Annotated in this window: 15 protein-coding genes; 9 read left to right on the top strand and 6 right to left on the bottom strand. The window is 67.1% G+C overall.

Features of this window, described 5'->3' with window-relative positions:
* Positions 1–130 precede the first annotated feature (130 nt).
* The 3 genes from LK542_RS07265 to LK542_RS07255 all read left to right on the top strand — a co-directional run bounded on the left by LK542_RS07265 (position 131) and on the right by LK542_RS07255 (position 1,966).
* Entirely contained in the window at positions 131–409 is a 279-nt protein-coding gene (locus LK542_RS07265; RefSeq protein WP_227803164.1) for a hypothetical protein, read from the top strand.
* A gap of 167 nt (positions 410–576) precedes the next feature.
* Positions 577–834 carry a hypothetical protein gene (locus tag LK542_RS07260; protein ID WP_227803165.1) on the top strand — a complete coding sequence of 86 codons (258 nt, stop codon included), beginning with the start codon at positions 577–579 and terminating at the stop codon, positions 832–834.
* Between the two features lie 163 nt (positions 835–997).
* Positions 998–1,966 (top strand): HDOD domain-containing protein, encoded by a 969-nt coding sequence (locus LK542_RS07255; RefSeq protein WP_227811373.1) that lies wholly within the window; start codon positions 998–1,000, stop codon positions 1,964–1,966.
* Between the two features lie 5 nt (positions 1,967–1,971).
* Here LK542_RS07255 and LK542_RS07250 read toward each other — a convergent pair whose 3' ends face one another.
* Positions 1,972–2,655, bottom strand: coding sequence for a class I SAM-dependent methyltransferase (locus LK542_RS07250; RefSeq protein WP_227811372.1), 684 nt, complete (start codon positions 2,653–2,655; stop codon positions 1,972–1,974).
* 115 nt (positions 2,656–2,770) lie between these two features.
* Here LK542_RS07250 and mfd point away from each other — a divergent pair, with 115 nt between their 5' ends.
* From mfd to LK542_RS07230, 4 genes are all read left to right on the top strand, one after another.
* Positions 2,771–6,217 carry a transcription-repair coupling factor gene (gene mfd / locus LK542_RS07245; RefSeq protein WP_227811371.1) on the top strand — a complete coding sequence of 1,149 codons (3,447 nt, stop codon included), beginning with the start codon at positions 2,771–2,773 and terminating at the stop codon, positions 6,215–6,217.
* A gap of 9 nt (positions 6,218–6,226) precedes the next feature.
* Positions 6,227–7,069, top strand: a complete 843-nt coding sequence (gene serB / locus LK542_RS07240; protein WP_374040127.1) for a phosphoserine phosphatase SerB — start codon at positions 6,227–6,229, stop codon at positions 7,067–7,069.
* A gap of 245 nt (positions 7,070–7,314) precedes the next feature.
* Complete coding sequence (locus LK542_RS07235) at positions 7,315–8,637, top strand: SGNH/GDSL hydrolase family protein (protein WP_227811369.1); 1,323 nt, start codon at positions 7,315–7,317, stop codon at positions 8,635–8,637.
* A gap of 98 nt (positions 8,638–8,735) precedes the next feature.
* Positions 8,736–9,155, top strand: a complete 420-nt coding sequence (locus LK542_RS07230) for a hypothetical protein (RefSeq protein ID WP_227811368.1) — start codon at positions 8,736–8,738, stop codon at positions 9,153–9,155.
* Positions 9,156–9,214: 59 nt separating this feature from the next.
* Here LK542_RS07230 and LK542_RS07225 read toward each other — a convergent pair whose 3' ends face one another.
* The 4 genes from LK542_RS07225 to LK542_RS07210 all read right to left on the bottom strand — a co-directional run bounded on the left by LK542_RS07225 (position 9,215) and on the right by LK542_RS07210 (position 11,675).
* A complete protein-coding gene (locus tag LK542_RS07225) occupies positions 9,215–9,604 on the bottom strand; it encodes a cupin domain-containing protein (RefSeq protein WP_227803173.1) in 390 nt (129 codons plus the stop codon).
* Positions 9,605–9,698: 94 nt separating this feature from the next.
* Positions 9,699–10,031, bottom strand: a complete 333-nt coding sequence (locus tag LK542_RS07220) for a hypothetical protein (RefSeq protein WP_227811367.1) — start codon at positions 10,029–10,031, stop codon at positions 9,699–9,701.
* Positions 10,032–10,119: 88 nt separating this feature from the next.
* Positions 10,120–10,881, bottom strand: coding sequence for a Mut7-C ubiquitin/RNAse domain-containing protein (locus tag LK542_RS07215; RefSeq protein ID WP_227811366.1), 762 nt, complete (start codon positions 10,879–10,881; stop codon positions 10,120–10,122).
* On the bottom strand, positions 10,875–11,675 hold the full coding sequence (locus LK542_RS07210) for a DUF72 domain-containing protein (protein ID WP_227811365.1): 801 nt from the start codon (positions 11,673–11,675) through the stop codon (positions 10,875–10,877). The genes LK542_RS07215 and LK542_RS07210 overlap by 7 nt, the downstream gene beginning before the upstream one ends.
* 125 nt (positions 11,676–11,800) lie before the next feature.
* Here LK542_RS07210 and trxC point away from each other — a divergent pair, with 125 nt between their 5' ends.
* Together trxC and LK542_RS07200 are read left to right on the top strand one after the other, a co-directional pair.
* A complete protein-coding gene (gene trxC, locus LK542_RS07205; RefSeq protein ID WP_227803178.1) occupies positions 11,801–12,244 on the top strand; it encodes a thioredoxin TrxC in 444 nt (147 codons plus the stop codon).
* Between the two features lie 100 nt (positions 12,245–12,344).
* Entirely contained in the window at positions 12,345–12,707 is a 363-nt protein-coding gene (locus LK542_RS07200; RefSeq protein ID WP_227803179.1) for a hypothetical protein, read from the top strand.
* Positions 12,708–12,770: 63 nt separating this feature from the next.
* Here the strand turns inward: LK542_RS07200 and LK542_RS07195 are convergent, their stop codons facing one another.
* Positions 12,771–20,861, bottom strand: a complete 8,091-nt coding sequence (locus LK542_RS07195) for a VCBS domain-containing protein (RefSeq protein ID WP_227811364.1) — start codon at positions 20,859–20,861, stop codon at positions 12,771–12,773.
* Positions 20,862–20,896 lie beyond the last annotated feature (35 nt).

The following is a 20,896-nucleotide window of genomic DNA, read 5'->3' as shown; positions in this document are numbered from 1 at the left end:
GGCGGGCGCACGGCCGACGTATTGTCGGGTTTGTGCGCCCGATCCTACATTGATGAACGCCCTGTTCCTATTTCACGTGCAGCGGGCTGCTCGCATGATTGGCGAACCCAACCAAACGAGGAGTACACACATGAAAGCGATCCACAGCACCCTGCTGGGCGGCGTCCTGGCCCTGTCGCTGGCAGCCTGCAGCTCGACCGCCACCGACGCGACCTCGACCACCTCGGGCTCGACCACCCCGGGCGCCAGCACCGCCACCGGCATGGGCGGCACCAACAACGGCGTAACCCGCGACAGCACCACCGGCACCGGCGTCCCGTCCTCGGCAGGACAGGCCGGCACCAACAACTCGAACACCACGACCACCAGCAACAACACGGCCACCAGCACTACCAACCCTGGCCGCTGAGCTCGAGCGTTCCCGTTCTGCCAGCCCGGTTCGCCGGGCTGTTCTGTATTAAAGCTTGCGCACAGTATGTACGCTCGATCCTACAATGCGTGACGCTTTGTTCCTATTTCACGCGCCGTGCCGTCCTCGCATGATGGTCTGACCCATCCACACCGAGGAGAATTCGAATGAACAAGTTCCACACTGCCCTGCTGGGCGGCATCATGGCCCTGTCCCTGGCTGCCTGCAGCACCACGGGCACCGATTCGGGCTCCGGCTCGAGCACCGGCTCGTCGATGGGCACGGGCGCCACCGGCACCAGCCCCTCGGGCCAGAGCGGCACCAACACCGGCACGACCAACGACGTCAACAGCGGCACCTCGTCGACCCCGGCTACCCAGACCCCGCCGGTCACCAACTCGTCGAGCTCCGGCACCAGTCGCTAAGCCAGCCTTGCGGGCCAGGCGCTACAGCCATCGCGACGACCCGCGTCCTCCGGCCGGATCCCCGGCCCCACAGCCCGGCCAACGCGCTGGGCTGTTGTCATGCCGGCCTGCATGACAGGCGCGTCGGTTAGAATCGACCCATCCCCGGCCTTGGCTTCCCTTCATGAAAAATTGGCTCGCACGCCTGTTCGGCGGTCCGGCGCGTCCGGAAGGCGCTGCGGCTTCCGCGCAGCACGTTTCCGCCCCCTCGGGCGTGGCGGATTCACCACGCTTGTTCGAGCTCGACCTGGCGTTTTATCGCTGGCTTGCGGGCGGTACCGTGCATGCAGGTGAAGCCCCCGAGGGCGCTATCCTCGATGAACTGGCGCGGCTGGCGCGCGATCCGCAAGCCGCGGCCGGCCTGGTGCCACGCGTGCCGGCCGTGATTCCCCAGCTGCTGCGCAGCCTGCGCGACGAGGGGATGTCGGCTTCCGAGCTGGCGCGCCAGGTCGGGCAGGACGTGAGCCTGGTCGCTGAAGTGATCCGCGAAGTCAACAGCCCGTATTACCGGGCCGGGACGAAGATCGGCAATATCGAGGGCGCGCTGATGCTGCTGGGCCAGAACGGCCTGCGCATGCTGCTGGCGCGCGTGGCTTTCCGTCCCGTGATCGGCGCCCAGAGCGGGCGCCTGGCGCGCCAGGCGGCGCCCCTGGTCTGGAGCCAGTCGGAGAAATGCGCGCTGGCGGCCAGCATGGCGGCGCCGTCCCTGGGCGCCGATCCCTTCGAAGCCTACCTCGCCGGGCTGACCCGCAACGTCGGCCTGATCGTGGCCTTCCGCCTGGCCGACCAGGTACTTGGACCCGCCGCGCTGCCGCAGTCGGACGTCTTTGCCCACGCGCTGCTGGACAGCGCACGCACCCTGTCGGCGCGTATCGCCACGCTGTGGGAGCTGCCGCCGCCGGTCGGCCAGGCGATCCTGCAGGCGGGTCAACACGACGCAACGCCACTCGCACAGGCGCTGCAAGAAGGCGACCGGCTGGCCATGCTGCGCGTGCTGTTCGACGCCGGCGTCGAGGGCGCCGAGGGAGCAGCGGCCGCGCTGCCGGGCGCGCAGCAGCGCATCTTCGACAAGCTGCAGTCGGCCGAGGAGTAAGCGATCTACGCGTAGCCGATCCATCCGCGGAATACGCCGGCGGCGTAGAACAGGCTCACATCCTTGAAGCCTTCTTCGCGCAACAATGCCTCTTCCTGCTCCGGCGCCAGCACCGGCAGCACCCGCTCGATCACCTCGCGCCGGTGATGCGCTTCCTCGGGCGGCGCGCCGGAGGCCACCGCGTAGGCTTCGTCGCGCGCCAGCCACAGGGCGCGCTCGTCCTCGTCCTGTGCAAAGCTCATGTGCGCCACCACGAAGGGCGCGCCGCGTTTCAAGCGCTGGCGCAGGACCCGCAAGGCATGGCGGCGTTCGCACAGCGGCATGAAGTGCATGGTCATCAGGCAGGTCGCCGCATCGAAGGGACCGGCGGGCGCCACGTCGACATAGCCCTCGTGCAGCCGCACGCGCCCAGCGTGCTCGCCCACCGTATCCAGCGCCAGTTCCAGCATCTCGTGCGATGGGTCGACGCCGTCGAAGGTCCATCCCGGCTGGGCGTCGGCAAAGGCCTTCAGTTCGAGCCCGCCGCCGGCGCCCAGCACCAGGATCCGCGCGTCCGCCGGCGCCCGCTCGGCCAGCAGCACCTGCGCCAGCCGCTGCAGGTCGCAGAACCCGGGCACCAGCCGTGGCGGACCTGCATGGTAATGGGCCACCGCTCCCGGATCGGAAAAATGCCTCAATGCTGCTCTCATGCTTTACCTCGTTCTTCCAGCGGCGGACTGCACGCCGCCAGGCTTCCTGCCCGGCGTCAGGACTGCCATTCGTCTATAATGGTCAGCCACTGTTGCGAACGTCACTGCGCGCTCAATGCCCTTCGATCTCAAGAAAAATCTTCCCAAGCCAGGAACCCGTTTTGCCCTGCCGACCCTGCACGGTTCGAGCGATGCCTATGCGCTCGCCCTTGCCGCGCTGGCACTGAAAGCCAAGGACCAGATCCTGACCGTCATCGTGGCCAATGCCAGCGACGGCCAGCGCCTGCTCGACGAGATTCCCTGGTTTGCAGACGGCAAGCTCTCCTGCCACCTGCTGCCGGACTGGGAAACCCTGCCCTACGACGCGTTTTCGCCGCACCAGGACCTGGTCTCGGAGCGCCTCGCCACGCTGCACGAAATCCGCAACGGCCAGTGCGACGTGCTGGTGGTGCCGGCCACCACCGCACTGGTGCGGCTGGCCCCGCCATCCTTCCTTGCAGCCTACACCTTCTTCTTCCGGCAAGGCGAACGCCTGGACGAGGCCAGGCTCAAGGCGCAGTTGACGCTGGCCGGCTACACCCACGTGTCGCAGGTGATGTCGCCCGGCGAATACTCGGTGCGCGGCGGCCTGATCGACCTGTTCCCGATGGGTTCCGCCCTGCCCTATCGTCTCGATCTGTTCGGCGACGAGATCGAGACCATCCGCACCTTCGACGCCGACACCCAGCGCTCGCTCTATCCGGTGAAGGAAGTGCGCCTGCTGCCGGGCCGCGAGTTCCCGATGGACGAAGCGGCCCGCACCGCCTTCCGCGGCCGCTGGCGCGAGCGCTTCGAGGGCGATCCTTCGCGCTCGCCGATCTACCGCGACATCGGCAACGGCATCGCCTCGGCCGGCATCGAGTACTACCTGCCGCTCTTTTTCGAAGAGACGGCGACCCTGTTCGACTACCTGCCGCAGGATGCGACCCTGGCGCTGGTCGGCGACATCGAAGCCGCAATCCAGCGCTTCTGGCTCGATACCGAGTCGCGCTACAAGTTCCTGAAGAGCGACCGCGAACGCCCGATCCTGGAGCCGCGCGAGCTGTTCCTGGGCGCCGAACAGTTCTTCACCTGCGCCAAGCCGCACGGCCGCTGGACCATCGCCAGGGACCCGTCCGCACCTGCCTCCGAGCTGTCGGCGCCGATCCCGGACATCGCGGTCAACCGGCGCCTGGACGACCCACTGACCAACCTGCGTGCGTATTTGCTGCGCCAGGATGCGCGCGTGATGATCGTCGCCGATTCGGCCGGCCGCCGCGAGACCCTGCAGCAGTACTTCCACGAATACCAGCTCGAGCTGGCCCCCGTTGAAGGCTTCGAGGGCTTCCGCAGCACCGACGCTAAACTGGCGCTTGGCGTGGCGCCCCTGCAGGCCGGTTTCGAGCTGACCGAGGACCATGCCGGCCGCCTGGTCTTCATCACCGAGACCGAGCTGTATGCCGGTTCGGGCCGTCGCGCCGGCAAGAAAAAGCAGGAAGCGACCAGCCAGGTCGAGTCGATGGTGCGCGACCTGTCGGAGCTGAAGGTGGGCGACCCGGTGGTGCACATCAACCATGGCATCGGCCGCTACATGGGCCTGATGAGCATGGATCTCGGCGAAGGCGAGACCGAGTTCCTGCACCTGGAATACGCGAAAGAGACCAAGCTGTACGTGCCGGTCTCGCAGCTGCACGTGATCTCGCGCTACTCCGGCACCTCGCCCGAGGACGCGCCGCTGCACACCCTCGGCTCCGGCCAGTGGGACAAGGCGAAGCGAAAAGCCGCCGAACAGGTGCGCGACACCGCCGCGGAACTGCTCAACCTGTACGCGCGCCGCGCCGCGCGCCAGGGCCACGCCTTCGAGTATTCCGCCATCGACTACGAGAACTTCGCCGGAAGCTTCGGCTTCGATGAGACGCCGGACCAGGCCGAGGCGATCCACAACGTGATCAAGGACATGACCTCGGGCCGCCCGATGGACCGCCTGGTGTGCGGCGACGTCGGCTTCGGCAAGACCGAGGTGGCCTTGCGCGCGGCTTTCATCGCCGTCATGGGTGGCAAGCAGGTCGCGATCCTGGCGCCGACCACCCTGCTGGCCGAGCAGCATGCGCAGACCTTTGCCGACCGCTTCGCCGACTGGCCGGTGAAAATCGCCGAGCTGTCGCGCTTCCGCACCGGCAAGGAGATCAACAATGCGATCAAGGGCATGGCCGACGGCACCCTCGACATCGTGATCGGCACCCATAAACTGCTGTCGCCGGACGTGAAGTTCACCCGCCTGGGCCTGGTCATCATCGACGAGGAACACCGCTTCGGCGTGCGCCAGAAAGAGGCGCTGAAAGCCCTGCGCGCCGAGGTCGACGTCCTGACGCTGACTGCGACGCCGATCCCGCGCACCCTGGGCATGGCGCTGGAAGGCCTGCGCGACTTCTCGATCATCGCCACTGCGCCGCAGAAGCGACTGGCGATCAAGACCTTCGTGCGCAGCGAGGACGGCTCCGTCATCCGCGAAGCCTGCCTGCGCGAACTGAAACGCGGCGGCCAGATCTACTTCCTGCACAACGAGGTCGAGACCATCGAGAACCGGCGCGCCATGCTGCAGGAGCTCCTGCCGGAAGCGCGCATCGGCGTGGCCCACGGCCAGATGCACGAGCGCGACCTGGAAAAGGTGATGCGCGACTTCGTCTCACAGCGCTTCAACATCCTGCTGTGCACCACCATCATCGAGACCGGCATCGACGTGCCGACCGCGAACACCATCATCATGCACCGCGCCGACCGCTTCGGCCTGGCCCAGCTGCACCAGCTGCGCGGGCGCGTGGGACGCTCGCACCACCAGGCCTATGCCTACCTCCTGGTCAGCGATGTTTCCGGCCTCACCAAGCAGGCGCAGCGCCGCCTGGACGCGATCCAGGCGATGGAAGAACTGGGCAGCGGCTTCTACCTGGCCATGCACGACCTGGAGATCCGCGGCGCCGGCGAAGTACTGGGCGAGAACCAGTCGGGCGAGATGCTGGAAGTCGGCTTCCAGCTGTATTCGGACATGCTCAACGAAGCCGTGAAGTCGCTGAAGGCCGGCAAGGAGCCGGACCTGGCGGCGCCGCTGTCCTCGACCACTGAGATCAACCTGCACGTGCCGGCCCTGCTGCCGTCGGACTACTGCGGCGACGTCCACGAACGCCTGTCGATCTACAAGCGCCTGGCCAACTGCGAGACCCAGGACAAGATCGACGGCATGCAGGAAGAGCTGATCGATCGCTTCGGCAAGATGCCGGACCAGGTCAAGGCCTTGATCGAGACCCACCGCCTGCGCATCGCCGCGAAGTCGGTCGGCATCGTCAAGATCGACGCCCACGGCGAAGCGGCCAACCTGCAGTTCATGGAAAAGCCGCCGATCGACCCGATCAAGATCATCACGCTGATCCAGAAGAACCGCCACATCAAGCTGGCCGGCCAGGACAAGCTGCGCATCACGGCCAGCATGCCGGACCTGGCGGCCCGCGTGACGCAGGTAAAACAGACCATCAAACAGCTACTCGCCTAACTTATGTCCATGAACCTGGTGCTGCAGGGGCCGCAGGCCTCGCAAGAATCGCTCGACCAACTGGCCGCGCTGGCCGGAGCCGCACGCGTGGTGTGCCTCGGCGAACATGCGCTGCGCTGCGAGGACGTGCCGTTCACGACGGAGCTGAAAGAGCGTATCGACGCGGCCGCCTACGAGGCGCAGGTCGACGCCTGCTTCATCGAGGCCGGGCGTTCCCTTGACGACTTCAGGCTGGTCGCAATGGACATGGACTCGACCCTGATCACCATCGAGTGCATCGACGAGATCGCGGACATGCAGGGCCTGAAGCCCCAGGTGGCCGAGATCACGGAAGCCGCCATGCGCGGCGAACTCGATTTCGCGGCCAGCCTGACGCGCCGCGTCGCGCTGCTCGAAGGCCTCGACGCCACTGCGCTGCAGCGCGTCTATGAGGAGCGCCTGCGCATCTCGATGGGCGGCGAAGCGATGCTGCAGGCGGTGCAGGCGGCCGGCCTGAAAACCCTCCTGGTGTCGGGCGGCTTCACCTTCTTCACCGACCGTCTCAAGGAGCGCCTGTCGCTCGACTTCACCCACGCCAACACGCTGGAAGTGGCGGACGGCAAGCTGACTGGCCGCGTGCTGGGCGGCATTGTCGACGCGGAAGAAAAGATGCGCACCGTCCAGCGTGTGTGCGCGCAACTCGGCATCGATCCGCGCCAGGCGATCGTGATGGGCGACGGCGCCAACGATCTCAGGATGATGGGCATTGCCGGCCTGTCGGTGGCCTTCCGCGCCAAGCCGGTGGTGCGCGCGCAGGCTTCGGTGGCACTGAATTTCTCCGGACTCGATGGCTTGCTGACGATCCTGCGCTGAAAGCTTTCCGGCTCGGCTCGGCGATTGTGAGCACGGCATCGTGCCTGGATTGACGGGCGAAATGCGAAATTTCATGCCCAGGTGAACCCTCGCATTTCTAGTAAGTTTCCACTGTTCAGATAGTTCGCTGAGCAAGCACGAGCCAGCGCAAAAGATGTGCCGCGCACGATTGGATGTGCTGTGCTACTGGTCTATGTTGACGATGCGGCCGCGCCGCGGCTGCACCTCATCGACAGGAGCATGCCATGCCCATCCCGGCTTTCCGTGCGTCGTTTCCCTCTCTTTCCAACTCCCACACTATCCCGTACCGCGCTGCAAGCACGGACCGCGGCCGAAGGCGTTTCCTGCTCGGTGTCCCGGCGCTCGCGGGCGCCCTCGGGCTGGCGCCGCGTTCCGCGTTCGCGCAATCATGGCGCGGCGAGGGCTGGTCGGCGACCTGGGGCTGCGCGCCGGCCGGGCCGCCGCCCGCGGCCAGCACGACGAGTTTCAGCGGGCAAACGGTCCGCATGATCGTGCGTGCCAGCATTGGCGGCAACAGGATCCGGGTGCGCCTGACCAACGAGATGGGCAACGCGCCCCTGACGATCGGCGCCGCCCAGGTCGGCCTGCGCGCCAGCGCCCAGGCGGTGGTGGCCGGTTCCAACCATCCACTGACCTTCGGCGGACGGACCTCGGTCACCATCCAGCCTGGCTCACCGCTTCTCTCCGACCCCGTGTATTTCCAGGTCGCGCCCTTCGCCGACCTGGCGATCAGCCTGTACTTCCCCGGCACCGCGTTGGGCACCACCATCCACCGCGACGCCTGGCAAACCAACTACGTCTCTACTTCCGGCAATTTCGCTGCGAGCAGCACCTTCACCATCTCGCGCAGCTTCGCGTCCTGGCCTTTCCTGTCCGAAGTGGACGTCGACGGCGGCGCACCCTGCGTGGTCGCCATCGGCGATTCGATCACGGATGGCCAGGGCAGCACGGCGAACCAGAACCGGCGCTGGCCGGACTACCTGGCGCGCAGGCTGCAGTCGGAACTGGGGACGGCGGGACGGATCGGCGTCGTCAACCGCGGCATTGCCGGTAACCGCCTGCTGCTGGACGACCCGAACGCCCTGCTGGCGGGACGCGACGTGCTGGAACGCTTCGACCGCGACGTGCTGGCGACACCGGGAATCCGCGCTGTGATCGTGGCGATCGGCATCAACGACATCGTGTATGCATCCGGCACGGCGCTGGGTGAGATGCGCGACGACCTGGTCGCCGGCTACCGCCAGCTGATCGCACGGGCCCATGCGCGCGGCATCGCCATCCTAGGCGCGACCCTGCCACCGATGGCGGGCTTCGTGTACTACACGGCGGCGCGCGAGGCAGTACGCCAGCAGGTCAACAGCTGGCTGCGCTCGGCGAACGAGTTCGATGCGCTGATCGACTGGGACGGGGTGCTGCGCGACCCCAGCTCGCCGGCGCGTATCCGCCCCGACTACAACAGCCGCGACTGGCTGCATCCGAACGATGCCGGCTACGGGGCGCTGGCGAATGCCGTACCGCTGGGCGAGCTCACCAGCATGGTTGCTTGAATGGGTATGTTTCCGGGCCTATGGGAGTGTAACAAACGGTAATACCCGGAGGCATGAGGTCCGGAACTTCTTATCATGGCTGAATCAGGAGGACCGCCATGAAGAAACTCATCATTGTTACCGCATCGCTGGCCGTGCTGGCCGGTTGCGCCGCGCCCAGCCCGAACTACTACGGCAGCCAGGCCTATCCGCGTTCGGGCGATCCGAGCGGGTGGCAAGTCGTGTCCGTGACCCCGGTACCGGTCGGCACCGGCGCGCGCGCCGCCGCCTCGGGCGGAACCAGCACCACGACCTACAGCAGCTCCCCGGTGTACACGCAGCAGCAACCGGTGTACGTGCAGCAGCAACCCGTGTACGTACCGCAACCGGTGTACGTGCCGGAGCCGGTGTACCAGCCGCGCTACTACTATCCGCCGGTCTCGATCGGCCTCGGCTTCAATTTCGGCCGCGGCTGGGGGCACCACCGCGGCTGGGGCGGGCACGTCGGGACGCGCTTCCCCTACCACTGGCGTCGTTGAGACGGGCACCAGCAACGAGGCCGGCAGAAATGCCGGCCTTTTTTTCGTCCGGAATCCGGTCAATGACCGTGGTGCTGCTCCTCGTACTCGTCCGCTTCCGCCTTGGTGGCGTGGACGATGCCGTCCGGATGCTCCGGCGGGGTGTACAGGGTGTACAGTCGCATCGGCTCGCTTTCGGAGGTGTTGATCACGTTGTGTTCGGTGCCGGCGGGAATGACAACCGCGACACCGTCTTCCAGCTTGTGCTCTTCGCCGTCCAGGATGGCGACGCCCTCGCCCGCTTCAACACGGATGAACTGATCATGGCCTTCGTGGTGCTCGAGGCCGATTTCCTCGCCCGGCTGCAGGGTCATGATGACGAGCTGGCTGCGCTCGGTGGTGTAAAGCACCTCACGGAAATTGTTGCCGTTGAGGGTTTTCTCTTCAATGTTGATGCTGTAGCCCGACATGGGGTGTTCTCCTGAAAACGTCACACTGGCGGCCGTTGCCGCCTCGTCCATATTGTATAAGAGCCAAGGCAAATGCGTGCGGAAGTGGCCTCTGTCAGCGTGAGCCGAACAGGTCGTGGGCGTCGAGCAGGGCGTAGGCGATCTCGGGCCGCTCGCTCAGGCAGCGCCGCACTGCCGCCGGCACCGACTGGCGCGCCTTCTTGCACAAGCCCGGCTTTTCTTCCAGCACGACGATGATGCCGCGCACGGTGCGCACCTCGTTCGGGCCCGGTTCGATGCGCAGCTCGGCGCCGAGGTTGTTCCTGACGAGTTGCTGGACGTGCTTCAGGTCCTCGTAGCTGCTGACACGCTCGATGCGTTCGATCAGTTTCTGCTCCTGCTGGCGTGTCAGTGCGAGCGGCCGGTGGTCGGCCCCGGGATCGGCCATGACACGGTCGCGCTCGCACACGCAGGCGCCGGGCGGGCACTCCGTGCGAACAGGGAAAGGAAACGGCGAAACAGGATCGTTCACGCTGTCATGGATGCGAGTCAGGGGACGGCGGCAATTCTACATCAGCGAGCAAGGCGCACATGCGCGCATGGTGCGAACCCTTCCAGTACACCCGTGCGCAATGGTCGCAGGTGGTGAAGTCGTCGTGCAGCTCGGCCACGCGCGGCGGCAGGCGATCGCGCACCTCCGCCTTGTCCACCTGGCGCAGCAGCAGGTTGCAGTGCAGGCAGAGCGTGAACGGACGCATGTCCCCGCCCAGGCGCAGGCGCGCGAACAGCTCGCGCAGCTGCTGCGCCGGATCGAGGGCATGCAGGTAGCAGCCGAATTCCACGCTGCGGCGCTTGAGCAGTTCGCGGTCGCGCGTGAGCATCACCCGCCCCTGCTCGCGTGCGAGGCGTTCGATCTCGTCGTCGTGGTAATGGTTGTCGTAGAGAGTGTCGTAGCCGGCCATGCGCAGCAGGCGCGCCAGGCCGCCGAGGTGGGCGTCGGCGACGAAGCGCGGGCGTTCGTCGGGCCAGCTGCGCAGGCGCTGCAGCTCGCGCACGTCGAGCCGGGCGAAGTCCGGGTAGACCGCCACCCGGTCGCCCTCGCGCAGCAGGTGGTCGAAGCCGGCCGATTCGCCATTCACCAGCAGCAGCTCGACCTCGGTGTGCGGCACGCCGAGGGCTTCGATCATGTGCTTGGCGGTGGCGTCGCGCGCACAGGGTGTGCTGAAGGTGCGGCCGCGCCGCTCGCGCGGCAGGAAGTCGCCGAGCCCGTCGTAGAAGCGGAAGCTGGCGCTCACCATGGCGCATCCGGCACCGCGGATTCAATCAGCGCCTGCCCGTCCAGTCCATGCAGGAGCTGGAGCGCATTCGGCACCGCCTCGAAGGCCGCGGTGTTATCGAAGATGCACCAGCAGGTCCGACCGGCCGCTGTTTGACGCGCCAGCGCGCGCCGCACCGATTCGACATATTCGGCCGAATAACGCGAATAATAGATGCGCGGCGTGCCGTGCAGGCGCACGTAGACGCTGTCCGTGCTGGTGGGCACGTGCGGACCGGGCTGGCCCGCGGCCGGGTCGGCGATCACGCGTGTGACGCCGCTTTCCGTCAGCAGCTCGGTGGCTGCTTCCGAAAACCAGCTCGGGTGACGGGCTTCGAAGGCTACCGTGCATCCGAACAGATTGTGCAGCTGGCGGAAGAAGATGCGCGCCGGCTCGTCGATGAAGCCGAACTTCGGCGGCAGCTGCACCAGCAGGCAGCCGAGCTTCTCGCCCAGCTCGCCGGCCTCAAGGGCGAACTGCACCAGCTGCTGTTCCACGTCCGTCATGCGCGCGTCGTGGGTGATCGCGCGCGGCACCTTGACGGCAAAGCGGAAGTCGTCGGGCACGCAGGCGGCCCACTTGGCGTAGGTGGCGGGGCGGTGCGGACGGTAGAAGGACGAGTTGATCTCCACCGCCGGGAACACGGCGGCGTAGCGCTCCAGGTGGCTGCCCTCTTCCGGAAAGGCTGCCGCCTCGGCCTTCGGCAGGCTCCAGCCGGCGCAGCCGACCAGCAGTCGGCCCGGTTCAAGCGTGAGGTCCTCGGTGCGATCGGTCATTGTTCTGGCAAAAATGGCAATAAGCCGATTCTACGGAATGCCCGCCTGCGGCGGCGCATGCCTGCGGCGCGCGGATGATCGGCTTACAATTAGCGCCAGCAAATCTTGAACGGAGGGAGAACCCGATGAGCGACCCGATCCATGTCGTGTGTCCGCAGTGCGAGGCGGTGAACCGCCTGGCGGCCGAGCGCCTGCGCGACGCCCCGGTCTGCGGCAAGTGCTCGCAGGCCCTGTTCAGCGGCCGGCCGCTGGACGTCGACAGCGCCCGCTTCACCAGGCACGTGACGCGCAACGACATCCCGGTACTGGTCGACTTCTGGGCCGAGTGGTGCGGCCCCTGCAAGATGATGGCGCCCCATTACGCCCAGGCGGCCCAGCGGCTGGAGCCGGCGCTGCGGCTCCTGAAAGTCGACACCGAGCGCAGCCAGGACCTGGCGGCGCAGTTCGCGATCCGCAGCATTCCGACGCTCGCGCTGTTTCGCGGCGGGCGCGAAATCGCGCGCCAGTCGGGCGCCATGGATGCGGGGCGGCTGGTGGCCTGGGTCGAATCCCAGCTGCGCCAGACTTGAAAAAAAGGCATCCCGGCCTCATGTTGGCAAAACGGCAGCACTGGCTGCTACAATCCCATCGCCTGCCGGGCGTTTCCGGCGACCACTGAGGAGAATACTGATGTCGCAAGACCTGGTAATGGATCGCGGAACCGAGGACGCCAAGCAGTTCGCGCGCATCCTGTATGTCGCACACGCCCTGACCTTCCTGTTTTCGGCCGGTCTGCTGTCGATCCTGGTACTGATCGTTAACTACGTCAAGCGTCCGGAAACCGCAGGCACGATCGTCTACTCCCACCACAGCTGGATGATCCGCACCTTCTGGTGGTACGTGGTCTGGTCCGCCGTCGCCTGGGTGTTCGCCGTGACCTTCATCGGCATCCCGGTGGCGCTGCTGATCTGGGGCATCAGCTGGCTGTGGGCCGCCTATCGCATCATCCGCGGCTTCCTCGACCTGAACAGCAACCGCGCACTGCCGGCCTGACCGCCCCGATACGAAAAAAAGGGACGTCCGCAGCGATGCGGACGTCCCTTTTTTTGCTCAGCCTCAGGCGATCAGATGGTCGAGGCCATTCCAGTCCTGGGCGCCGACCAGCATGGCCAGCTCTTCCACGACCGTGCCGTCGTGGTAGGCCGTTTCCGCCTCGGCTGCCGGCGCCGTCAGCACCATCTTGCCGCCGCCCACCTGCACACCGCTGCCATTGCTGTTGCCGTTGCCGAACGAAAGCTTGAACACGTCCGACACCGACAAGCTGCCTTCCATGCTTCCGGTCGCCGTGACCTTGTCGGTGGCCGTGACCCGCACCTCGATCGCCGGGCCCTTGTTCGGCGCGGTGCCCGAGAAGGTCCCGGTGGCCGCGTCGAACTTCAGCCAGGACGGCAGTGCCGAGCCGTTTGCCAGCTTGGCCGAATAGACCAGCGTATCGCCCTTGTCGATATCGACGAAGCTGTCGGCCGGCAGCTGGAACGAGAAGGCCTTGTTGGCTTCGATACTGCGGTCGCCCAGGGCCTTCACCAGGATCGGTGCGTCGTTCTCGCCCAGCACCGTCACATCCAGCGTGGCGGCGATCTTGCGGCCCGCGTCGATCACGGTGTAATCCAGCCTGTCGACCACCGACGCGCCCCTGCCGAGCGACTGCACCACCGGGTTGACCACGCCGAGGGTATAGACGAAGAAGCCGTTTGGCAGCAGGGCAAGCAGTCCATACTTGCCGATATCGATATCGATGGTGGCCCTGAGTCCCTGGCCGCTGTCGTTGGCCAGCACGTTGCCGCTGATGAGGAACTGGTCTTCCCTGATCGTCGCCGTGTCGGCCTGCGCCGGCGCTTTCTCTCCGTTGATGGTGATGTCCAGGTTCGCGACGGCGCTTTCGCTGCCGTCCGTGGCGGCGTAAGTGAAGCTGTCGACCACCGACTGGCCCTGCTGCAGCGCCCGCAGCGCCGCGTGCTCGGTGTTCACCGTATAGCTGTAGGCGCCGTCCGCCGACAGTACGAGCGTGCCGTACTTGCCTGCGAAGCTGCCGGCTGCGCCCACCTTGAGCTGGGTACCGGCATCCGGGTCGCGGTCGTTGGCGAGCACATTGCCCGTCACCGGGACCTTGCTGCCTGCACCGAGCTTTGCCGCGTCCGCCACCGCCACCGGAGCATCGTTGGCGCCGGTGACCCTGACTTCCAGCGCGCCTTTGCTGCTCAGGAGTCCGTCGCCTGCCGTGTAGCTGAAGCTGTCCACGGCGGACTGGCCCGCAGCCAGGGCGCGCACAGCGCTTGCGTCGCGGTCGACCTGATACGTGTAGCTGCCGTCCGCAGCCAGGACCAGGCTGCCGAAGGCGCCGGCATAGGTTCCCGGAGCGGATACCGTCATGGCGGCGCCGGCGTCCGGGTCGCTGTCGTTGGCCAGGACGTTGCCGCTTACCAGGCCGGTGCCGGCCACGTTCGCCTGCACCACGTCGCCCTTGACGACGGGAGCATCGTTCGCGCCGGTGATGGTCAGCGCGAGGCTTCCTTGCACCGAAGCCGTGCCGTCGGTCGCCGCATAGGTGAAGCTGTCGACCACGGTCTGGCCGGCCGCCAGCGCCTGCACCTTGGCGTCGTCATTGTTCAGGCGATAGGTATAGCTGCCGTCGGCCGCCAGCACCAGGGTGCCGTAGGCGCCGGCGTAGGTGCCGGGGGCAGCCACCGCGAGCTTGGCGCCGGCATCGATATCCTGGTCGTTGGCAAGCACATTGCCGCTGGCCTCGATCACGCCGTCTTCGCCGACCACGCCGGCATCCGCGCTGACCACCGGAGCGTCGTTGCTGCCGGTGATCGTGATCGCCAGGCTGGATCCGGTCGTCGAATTGCCGTCGGTGACGAGGTAGCTGAAGCTGTCGACCACGGTGGCGCCTTGCGCCAGCGACTGTACGGCCTCGGCGTCCTTGTCGAGCTGGTAGGTGTAGCTGCCGTCGGCGCCCAGCACCAGGCTGCCGTACGCGCCGGCATAGGTGCCCGGCGCGGCGACCGCCAGCAGCGCGCCGGCGTCGCGGTCGCTGTCGTTGACCAGCACATTGCCGCTCGCACTCGCGGCGCCGTCCTCAAGCACCGAGGCGGTGTCCGCGCCGACAAGCGGAGCGTCATTGGTGCCGGTGATGGTGATGGCCAGGCTGCCGGTCACCGACGCCGTGCCGTCGGTCGCGGCGTAGCTGAAGCTGTCGACCACGGTGGCGCCCTGCGCCAGCGACTGCACGGCCTTGGCGTCGTTGTCGAGACGGTAGGTGTAGCTGCCGTCGGCGGCCAGCACCAGGGTGCCGTAGGCGCCTTCATAGGTGCCGGGGGCGGTCACCGCCAGCAGGGTGCCGGCATCGATGTCCTGGTCGTTGGCCAGCACGTTGCCGCTTGCGGCCACGGCGCTGTCTTCAAGCGCGACCGCCGTGTCGGCGCTGACGACCGGGGAGTCGTTGGCGCCGGTGATCGTGAACACCAGGCTGCTGCGGGTAGCGGCAATACCGTCGGTGGCGTCGTAGGCGAAGCTGTCGAGCACGGCCTGGCCTGCCGCCAGGGCCTGCACCTTGGCGTCGCCATTGTTCAGGCGGTAGGTATAGCTGCCGTCGGCCGCCAGCACCAGGGTGCCGTAGGCGCCGGCGTAGGTGCCGGGCGCAGCCACCGCGAGCTTGGCGCCGGCGTCGAGGTCCTGGTCGTTGGCCAGCACGTTGCCGCTGGCCTCCACGGCGCCGTCTTCGGCCGCCACGCCTGCGTCGGCGCTGACTACCGGGGCATCATTGCTGCCGGTGATGGTGATCGCCAGCTTCGATGCGGCCGTGGCGACGCCGTCGGTGACGCCATAGGCGAAGGATTCGAGCAGGGTCTGGCCCTGGGAAAGCGCCTGCACGCGGGCATCGCCCTCGTTCAGGGTATAGGTGTAGCCGCCGTCCTGCGCCAGCACCAGGCTGCCGTAAGTACCGGTGTAGCTGCCCGGCGCCGTCACCTTCAGGACCGCGCCGGCGTTCGGAGCACGATCGTTGGCCAGCACGTTGCCAAGGGCCGCCACGCCGTCTTCCGACAGCTGCGCCACGTCGTCGGACGCCAGCGGCGCCTGGTTCAACAGGGTCACGCGGATCTCGAGGGTCGAGCTGGCGCTGGCGATGCCGTCGGTGACAGCGTAGTCGAAGCGCTCAGTCAGCACGCCGTCCACGGCCTTGGAGGCATCGTAGGCGCCGGCGGCGTTCAGGGCGTAGCTGTAGTTGCCGTCCTTGTCGATGTCGAGGGTACCGAAACTGCCTGCGATGCTACCCGGAGCCGCCACCTGCAGCACGGTGCCGCGGTCGATGTCGCTGTCGTTGGCGAGCACGTTGCCGGTCATGGCGGCCGCGTCGCCCTCCTTGAAGGCGGCGCTGTCCTGCATTGCGACCGGGCCGTCGTTGACGCCCGTGATCTCGACATTGACGACGCCGTTGGCGCTACGGCCGACGCCATCCTGGACGGTGTAGCTGAAGCTGTCCTTGAGCACCTCGCCCTGCGCCAGTTCCTGGAAGCGGCTGCCGACGTCGTAGTGGACCGTGTCGCCGGCCAGGTCGACCTGCGCACCGAGGCTGGACGCGCCGACCGCCACCACGACCGTGGCGCCGTTGACGTCGTTGGCCAGCAGTTCGCTGGTCGCGATCTGCACCATGCCGCCATCCTCGCGCGCCGCCAGCTTGTCGGCGGCGGCGATCGGGTTGTCGCCGAGCAGGCCGATCATGCCCGCACGGTCGAGCGTGCTGCCATTATCGAAAAGCACGCGGTTCACGCCCGCGGCCGCGCCGCTGAGCCAGCCGGCCAGCACCACGCTGTCGGCGCTGCCCTTGATCGAGATCACCAGGTCGTCACCCGACAGCCCGGCCGTCAGGTCGGCCTGGGTCAGGCCGCCGGTCAGGCGCAGGGTGTCGCTGCCCTGGGTGTCCTCGATGCGGTCGGCGCCGTCGCCGCGGCTGAAACGGTAGGTGTCGTCGCCCGTGCCACCCAGCAGCAGGTCGCTGCCGGCGCCGCCTTGCAGCGTATCGTTGCCCGCCCCGCCGTCGAGCTGATTGCTGCCCGCATTGCCGATGATGACGTTGTCCAGTTCGTTGCCGCTGCCGGAGATCGCCCCGCTGCCCGTCAGCGTCAGGTTCTCGACGTTGGCGGCCAGGCGGTGGCTGACGCCGGCCTGCACCGTGTCCACGCCCTCGCCTGCGTTTTCCAGCACAGCGTCGGCGGCGTCGTCCACTACGTAGCTGTCATTGCCGCTGCCGCCGCTCATCGTGTCGGCCCCGAGGCCGCCGTCGATGCTGTCGTTGCCGCCGCCGGCGACGATGCTGTCCTTGCCGGCGCCGCCGGCCAGAACGTTGGCGGCATCGTTGCCGGTGATCTCGTTGTCCAGCGCATTGCCGGTGCCGTTGATCGCCGCGCTGCCAGTCAGCACCAGGTGCTCGACGTTGGCCGCCAGGGTGTAGCTGGCGCTGGCGCGTGCGGTATCGATGCCGGCGCCTGCCGCCTCATTGATGAGGTCGCCGGTCACGTCGACGATATAGGTGTCGTCGCCGGCTCCGCCGCTCATCGTGTCGATGCCTGCGCCGCCGTCGATCAGGTTGTTGCCGGCGTTGCCGGTGATGGCGTTGGCGAGCGCGTTGCCGGTGCCGTTCAGGGCTGCGCCGGCCAGGACCAGGTTCTCGACATTGGCGCCCAGCACGTAGTCGATGCTGGACTCGACGGTGTCGGTACCCGCGTTGGCGAGTTCGACCACGACGTCGCCAAGCTGGTCGACCAGGTAGCGGTCGTTGCCGGCACCGCCCTGCATGCTGTCGGCGCCCGTGCCACCGTCCAGGATATCGTTGCCGCCGCCCGCGATCAGGGTGTCGTTGCCGGCGTCGCCGCTGAGGGTGTTGGCGCCCTCGTTGCCGGTGAGGACGTTGTCCAGCTCGTTGCCGGTGCCGCTGATGCCGGCCGACCCGGTCAGCGTCAGGTTCTCCACGTTCGCCGCCAGCGCGTAGGTGACGCTGGCCTGCACGACGTCCGTGCCTTCGCCAGCTTCCTCGAAGGTGAGGTCGGCCGCGTTATCGACGATATAGGTGTCGTTGCCGCTGCCGCCGCGCATGCTGTCAGCGCCCAGGCCGCCGTTCAGGATGTCGTTGCCGGCGTCGCCGCGCAGGATGTCGTCGCCGGCGTCGCCGTTCAGCGTGTCGTCGCCCTCGCCGCCGACCAGGGTGTCGTTGCCTGCGCCGGCGTGGATGGTGTCGTTGCCGGCCAGGCCATCCAGTACGTTGTTGCCGGTGTTGCCGATGATGATGTTGTTCAGCTCGTTGCCCGCGCCGCTGATGTTGGCCGAGCCGGTCAGCGTCAGGTTCTCGACGTTCGCGGTCAGGGTGTAGGTAATGCTCGATTGCACGATGTCGGTGCCCGCTGCGGCATCTTCGACGACGATGTCGCCGTCATTGTCGACGACGAAAGTTTCGTTACCGAGGCCGCCGGCCATGCGGTCGCCGCCCAGGCCACCGTCGATCAGGTCGTTGCCCGCGTCGCCAGACAGCTGGTCGTCGCCACCTTCGCCGTAGAGCAGGTCGTCGCCGTCGCCACCGCGCACGATGTCGTTGCCGTCGCCGGCGCGGACGGTGTCGTTGCCCGCGCCGGCATCGGTGCTGTTGTTGCCTGCGTTGCCAATGATCGTGTTCTGCACCGCGTTGCCATTGCCCACCAGGTCTTCCGAACCGGTGAGGGTGAGGTTTTCCACATTCACGCCCAGGGTATAGTCGACGCTGGATTCGACCGTGTCGACACCGGAGCCGGCCAGCTCGATCACGACGTCGCCCGCGTTATCGACCACATAGACGTCGTTCTGGACGCCGCCGGCCATGGTGTCGGCCCCAAGGCCCCCGTCGAGCCGGTCGGCGCCGCTGCCATCGGTCAGGGTATCGTTGCCGGCGCCGCCGGACAGCGTGTTGTTGCTGCCGTTACCGATGATCGTGTTGTCGAGCTCGTTACCGGTGCCGCTGATGGCGCCGTTGCCGGTCAGGGTCAGGTTCTCGACGTCGGCCGTCAGGATGTAGTTGATGCTTGCGCGCACATGGTCCAGGCCTTCGCCGGCGTTTTCCGCCACCAGGTCGCCGACCTGGTCGACGATGTAAACGTCGTCGCCCGTGCCGCCCTGCATGCTGTCGCCGTCCAGGCCGCCGTCGAGATAGTCGTTGCCTTCGCCGCCCTGCAGGGTATCGCTGCCGGCGTTGCCGTACAGGGTGTCGTTGCCGGCCAGGCCCTGCAGCGTGTTGGCGCCCGCATTGCCGATGATGATGTTGTCGAGTTCGTTGCCGCTGCCGTTGATGGCGGCAATGCCGGTCTGGGTCAGGTTCTCGACCTGCGCCGTCAGGGTGTAGGTGATGCTGGCTTCGACCAGGTCGATGCCGGCGCCCGCTTCTTCGATCACCAGGTCGCCATCGTCCTCGACGACATACACGTCCTTGCCGGCGCCCCCCAGCATGCGGTCGCCGCCGAGGCCGCCGTCGAGACGGTCGTCGCCGGCGTCGCCGTAGAGGGTATCGCGGCCTGCTTCACCCTGCAGCAGGTCGTTGCCGTCGCCGCCGTAGACCAGGTCGTCGCCGGCGCCCGCTTTCAGGGTGTCGTTGCCGGCGCCGCCGTCGAGCGTGTTATTGGCGCCGTTGCCGGTGATCGTGTTGCTCAGTGCGTTGCCGGTGCCCTTCAGGTCATCGGCGCCGGTGAGCTCCAGGTTGTCGGCGTTCTCGGTCAGGGTGTAGTCGATGCTCGAGCGCACCGTGTCGATGCCCGCACCCAGGGCCTCGATGACGAGGTCGCCCGCATCGTCGACCACGTAGAGATCGTTGCCGGCGCCGCCGGCCATGGTGTCGGCGCCGCTTCCGCCGTCGAGGGTGTCATTGCCCACGTTGTCGGTCAGCGTGTCGTTGCCTGCGCCGCCGTTCAGCGTATTGCTGCCGGCGCCGCCGGTGATCGTATTGTCGAGCTCATTACCGGTGCCGACGGTGTTGCCGGAGCCCGTCAGGGTAAGTTCCTCGATCGCCGCGGCGAGCGCATGGTTCACGCTCGAGAACAACCTGTCACGGCCTTCGCCGTCCAGCTCGACGGTGAGGTCGCCGGCGTTGTCGACGTAATAGGTGTCGTCGCCCGTCCCGCCAAGCATCTGGTCGGCGCCCGCGCCGCCGTCGAGGGTGTCGTTGCCCGCCAGGCCGGACAGGGTGTTGGCGGCCGTGGTGCCGAGGATGTTGTTGTCGAGCTCGTTACCCGTGCCGGCGGCGGCGCTGCCGGTCAACACCAGGTTCTCGACATTGTCCGTCAGCGTGTAGCTGATGCCGGACTGGACCACATCGACGCCCTCGCCCGCCACTTCTTCCACCATGTCGCCCGCATTGTCGACGACATAGGTATCGTTGCCGGTGCCGCCCGCCATCCGGTCCGCACCGAGTCCGCCGTTGAGGGTGTCGTTGCCGGCGCCGCCGCTGAGGCTGTTGCTGCCGTTGTTGCCGGTGAGGAGGTTGTTGGCGCTGTTGCCGGTGCCATCGATGGCGGCGTCGCCCAGCAGGGTCAGGTTCTCGGACTCGTCCTTGAGGGTGTAGCTGATGCTGGACCTGACCGTATCCGTGCCGCCGCCCGCCGCTTCGGTGACGACGTCGCCTGCGTCATCGACCACATAGGTGTCGTCGCCCACGCCGCCCACCATGGTGTCGGCGCCGACGCCGCCGTCGAGCAGGTCATTGCCGGCATTGCCGATCAGCAGATCGTTGCCTGCTGCGCCGCTGAGCGTATTGCTGCCGGCATTGCCGGTGATGGTATTGTCGAGCGCGTTACCGGTGCCCGCGATATTGCCGGCGCCCGTGAGAGTGAGGTGTTCGACATTCTCGGACAGCGTATGGCCGGCGCTCGCCTGCACGGTGTCCTCGCCCTCGCCTGCCCGTTCGACCACGACGTCGCCGGCATTATCCACCACATAGGTATCGTTGCCTGCTCCGCCGATCAGGGTATCCGCACCCGCCATGCCATTCAGCACGTTCGCGCCGGCGTTGCCGGTGATGACATTGTTACGGGAGTTGCCGGTGCCGTTGATGTCGGCGGTACCGGTCAGGGTGAGGTCATCGGTGATCGAATCGAGCGTGGTGCTAACGGACGAAGTGGTCGTGGTCATCATTTATCCTTGTGGGGGCCGGAAGTTTTTCCGATTCG

The organism is Massilia sp. IC2-477, assembly GCF_020707265.1.
GTDB lineage: Bacteria > Pseudomonadota > Gammaproteobacteria > Burkholderiales > Burkholderiaceae_D > Telluria.
The sequence above is the reverse complement of the archived record's forward strand: the minus strand, read 5'-3'. Positions and strand labels throughout refer to the sequence as shown.

Excerpts from the sequence above, each read along its gene's own strand:
- LK542_RS07265 (WP_227803164.1), top strand. The coding sequence starts at position 131 with ATGAAAGCGATCCACAGCACCCTGCTGGGCGGCGTCCTGGCCCTGTCG.
- LK542_RS07260 (WP_227803165.1), top strand. The coding sequence starts at position 577 with ATGAACAAGTTCCACACTGCCCTGCTGGGCGGCATCATGGCCCTGTCC.
- LK542_RS07255 (WP_227811373.1), top strand. The coding sequence starts at position 998 with ATGAAAAATTGGCTCGCACGCCTGTTCGGCGGTCCGGCGCGTCCGGAA.
- LK542_RS07250 (WP_227811372.1), bottom strand. The coding sequence starts at position 2,655 with ATGAGAGCAGCATTGAGGCATTTTTCCGATCCGGGAGCGGTGGCCCAT.
- mfd (WP_227811371.1), top strand. The coding sequence starts at position 2,771 with ATGCCCTTCGATCTCAAGAAAAATCTTCCCAAGCCAGGAACCCGTTTT.
- serB (WP_374040127.1), top strand. The coding sequence starts at position 6,227 with ATGAACCTGGTGCTGCAGGGGCCGCAGGCCTCGCAAGAATCGCTCGAC.
- LK542_RS07235 (WP_227811369.1), top strand. The coding sequence starts at position 7,315 with ATGCCCATCCCGGCTTTCCGTGCGTCGTTTCCCTCTCTTTCCAACTCC.
- LK542_RS07230 (WP_227811368.1), top strand. The coding sequence starts at position 8,736 with ATGAAGAAACTCATCATTGTTACCGCATCGCTGGCCGTGCTGGCCGGT.
- LK542_RS07225 (WP_227803173.1), bottom strand. The coding sequence starts at position 9,604 with ATGTCGGGCTACAGCATCAACATTGAAGAGAAAACCCTCAACGGCAAC.
- LK542_RS07220 (WP_227811367.1), bottom strand. The coding sequence starts at position 10,031 with ATGGCCGATCCCGGGGCCGACCACCGGCCGCTCGCACTGACACGCCAG.
- LK542_RS07215 (WP_227811366.1), bottom strand. The coding sequence starts at position 10,881 with ATGGTGAGCGCCAGCTTCCGCTTCTACGACGGGCTCGGCGACTTCCTG.
- LK542_RS07210 (WP_227811365.1), bottom strand. The coding sequence starts at position 11,675 with ATGACCGATCGCACCGAGGACCTCACGCTTGAACCGGGCCGACTGCTG.
- trxC (WP_227803178.1), top strand. The coding sequence starts at position 11,801 with ATGAGCGACCCGATCCATGTCGTGTGTCCGCAGTGCGAGGCGGTGAAC.
- LK542_RS07200 (WP_227803179.1), top strand. The coding sequence starts at position 12,345 with ATGTCGCAAGACCTGGTAATGGATCGCGGAACCGAGGACGCCAAGCAG.
- LK542_RS07195 (WP_227811364.1), bottom strand. The coding sequence starts at position 20,861 with ATGATGACCACGACCACTTCGTCCGTTAGCACCACGCTCGATTCGATC.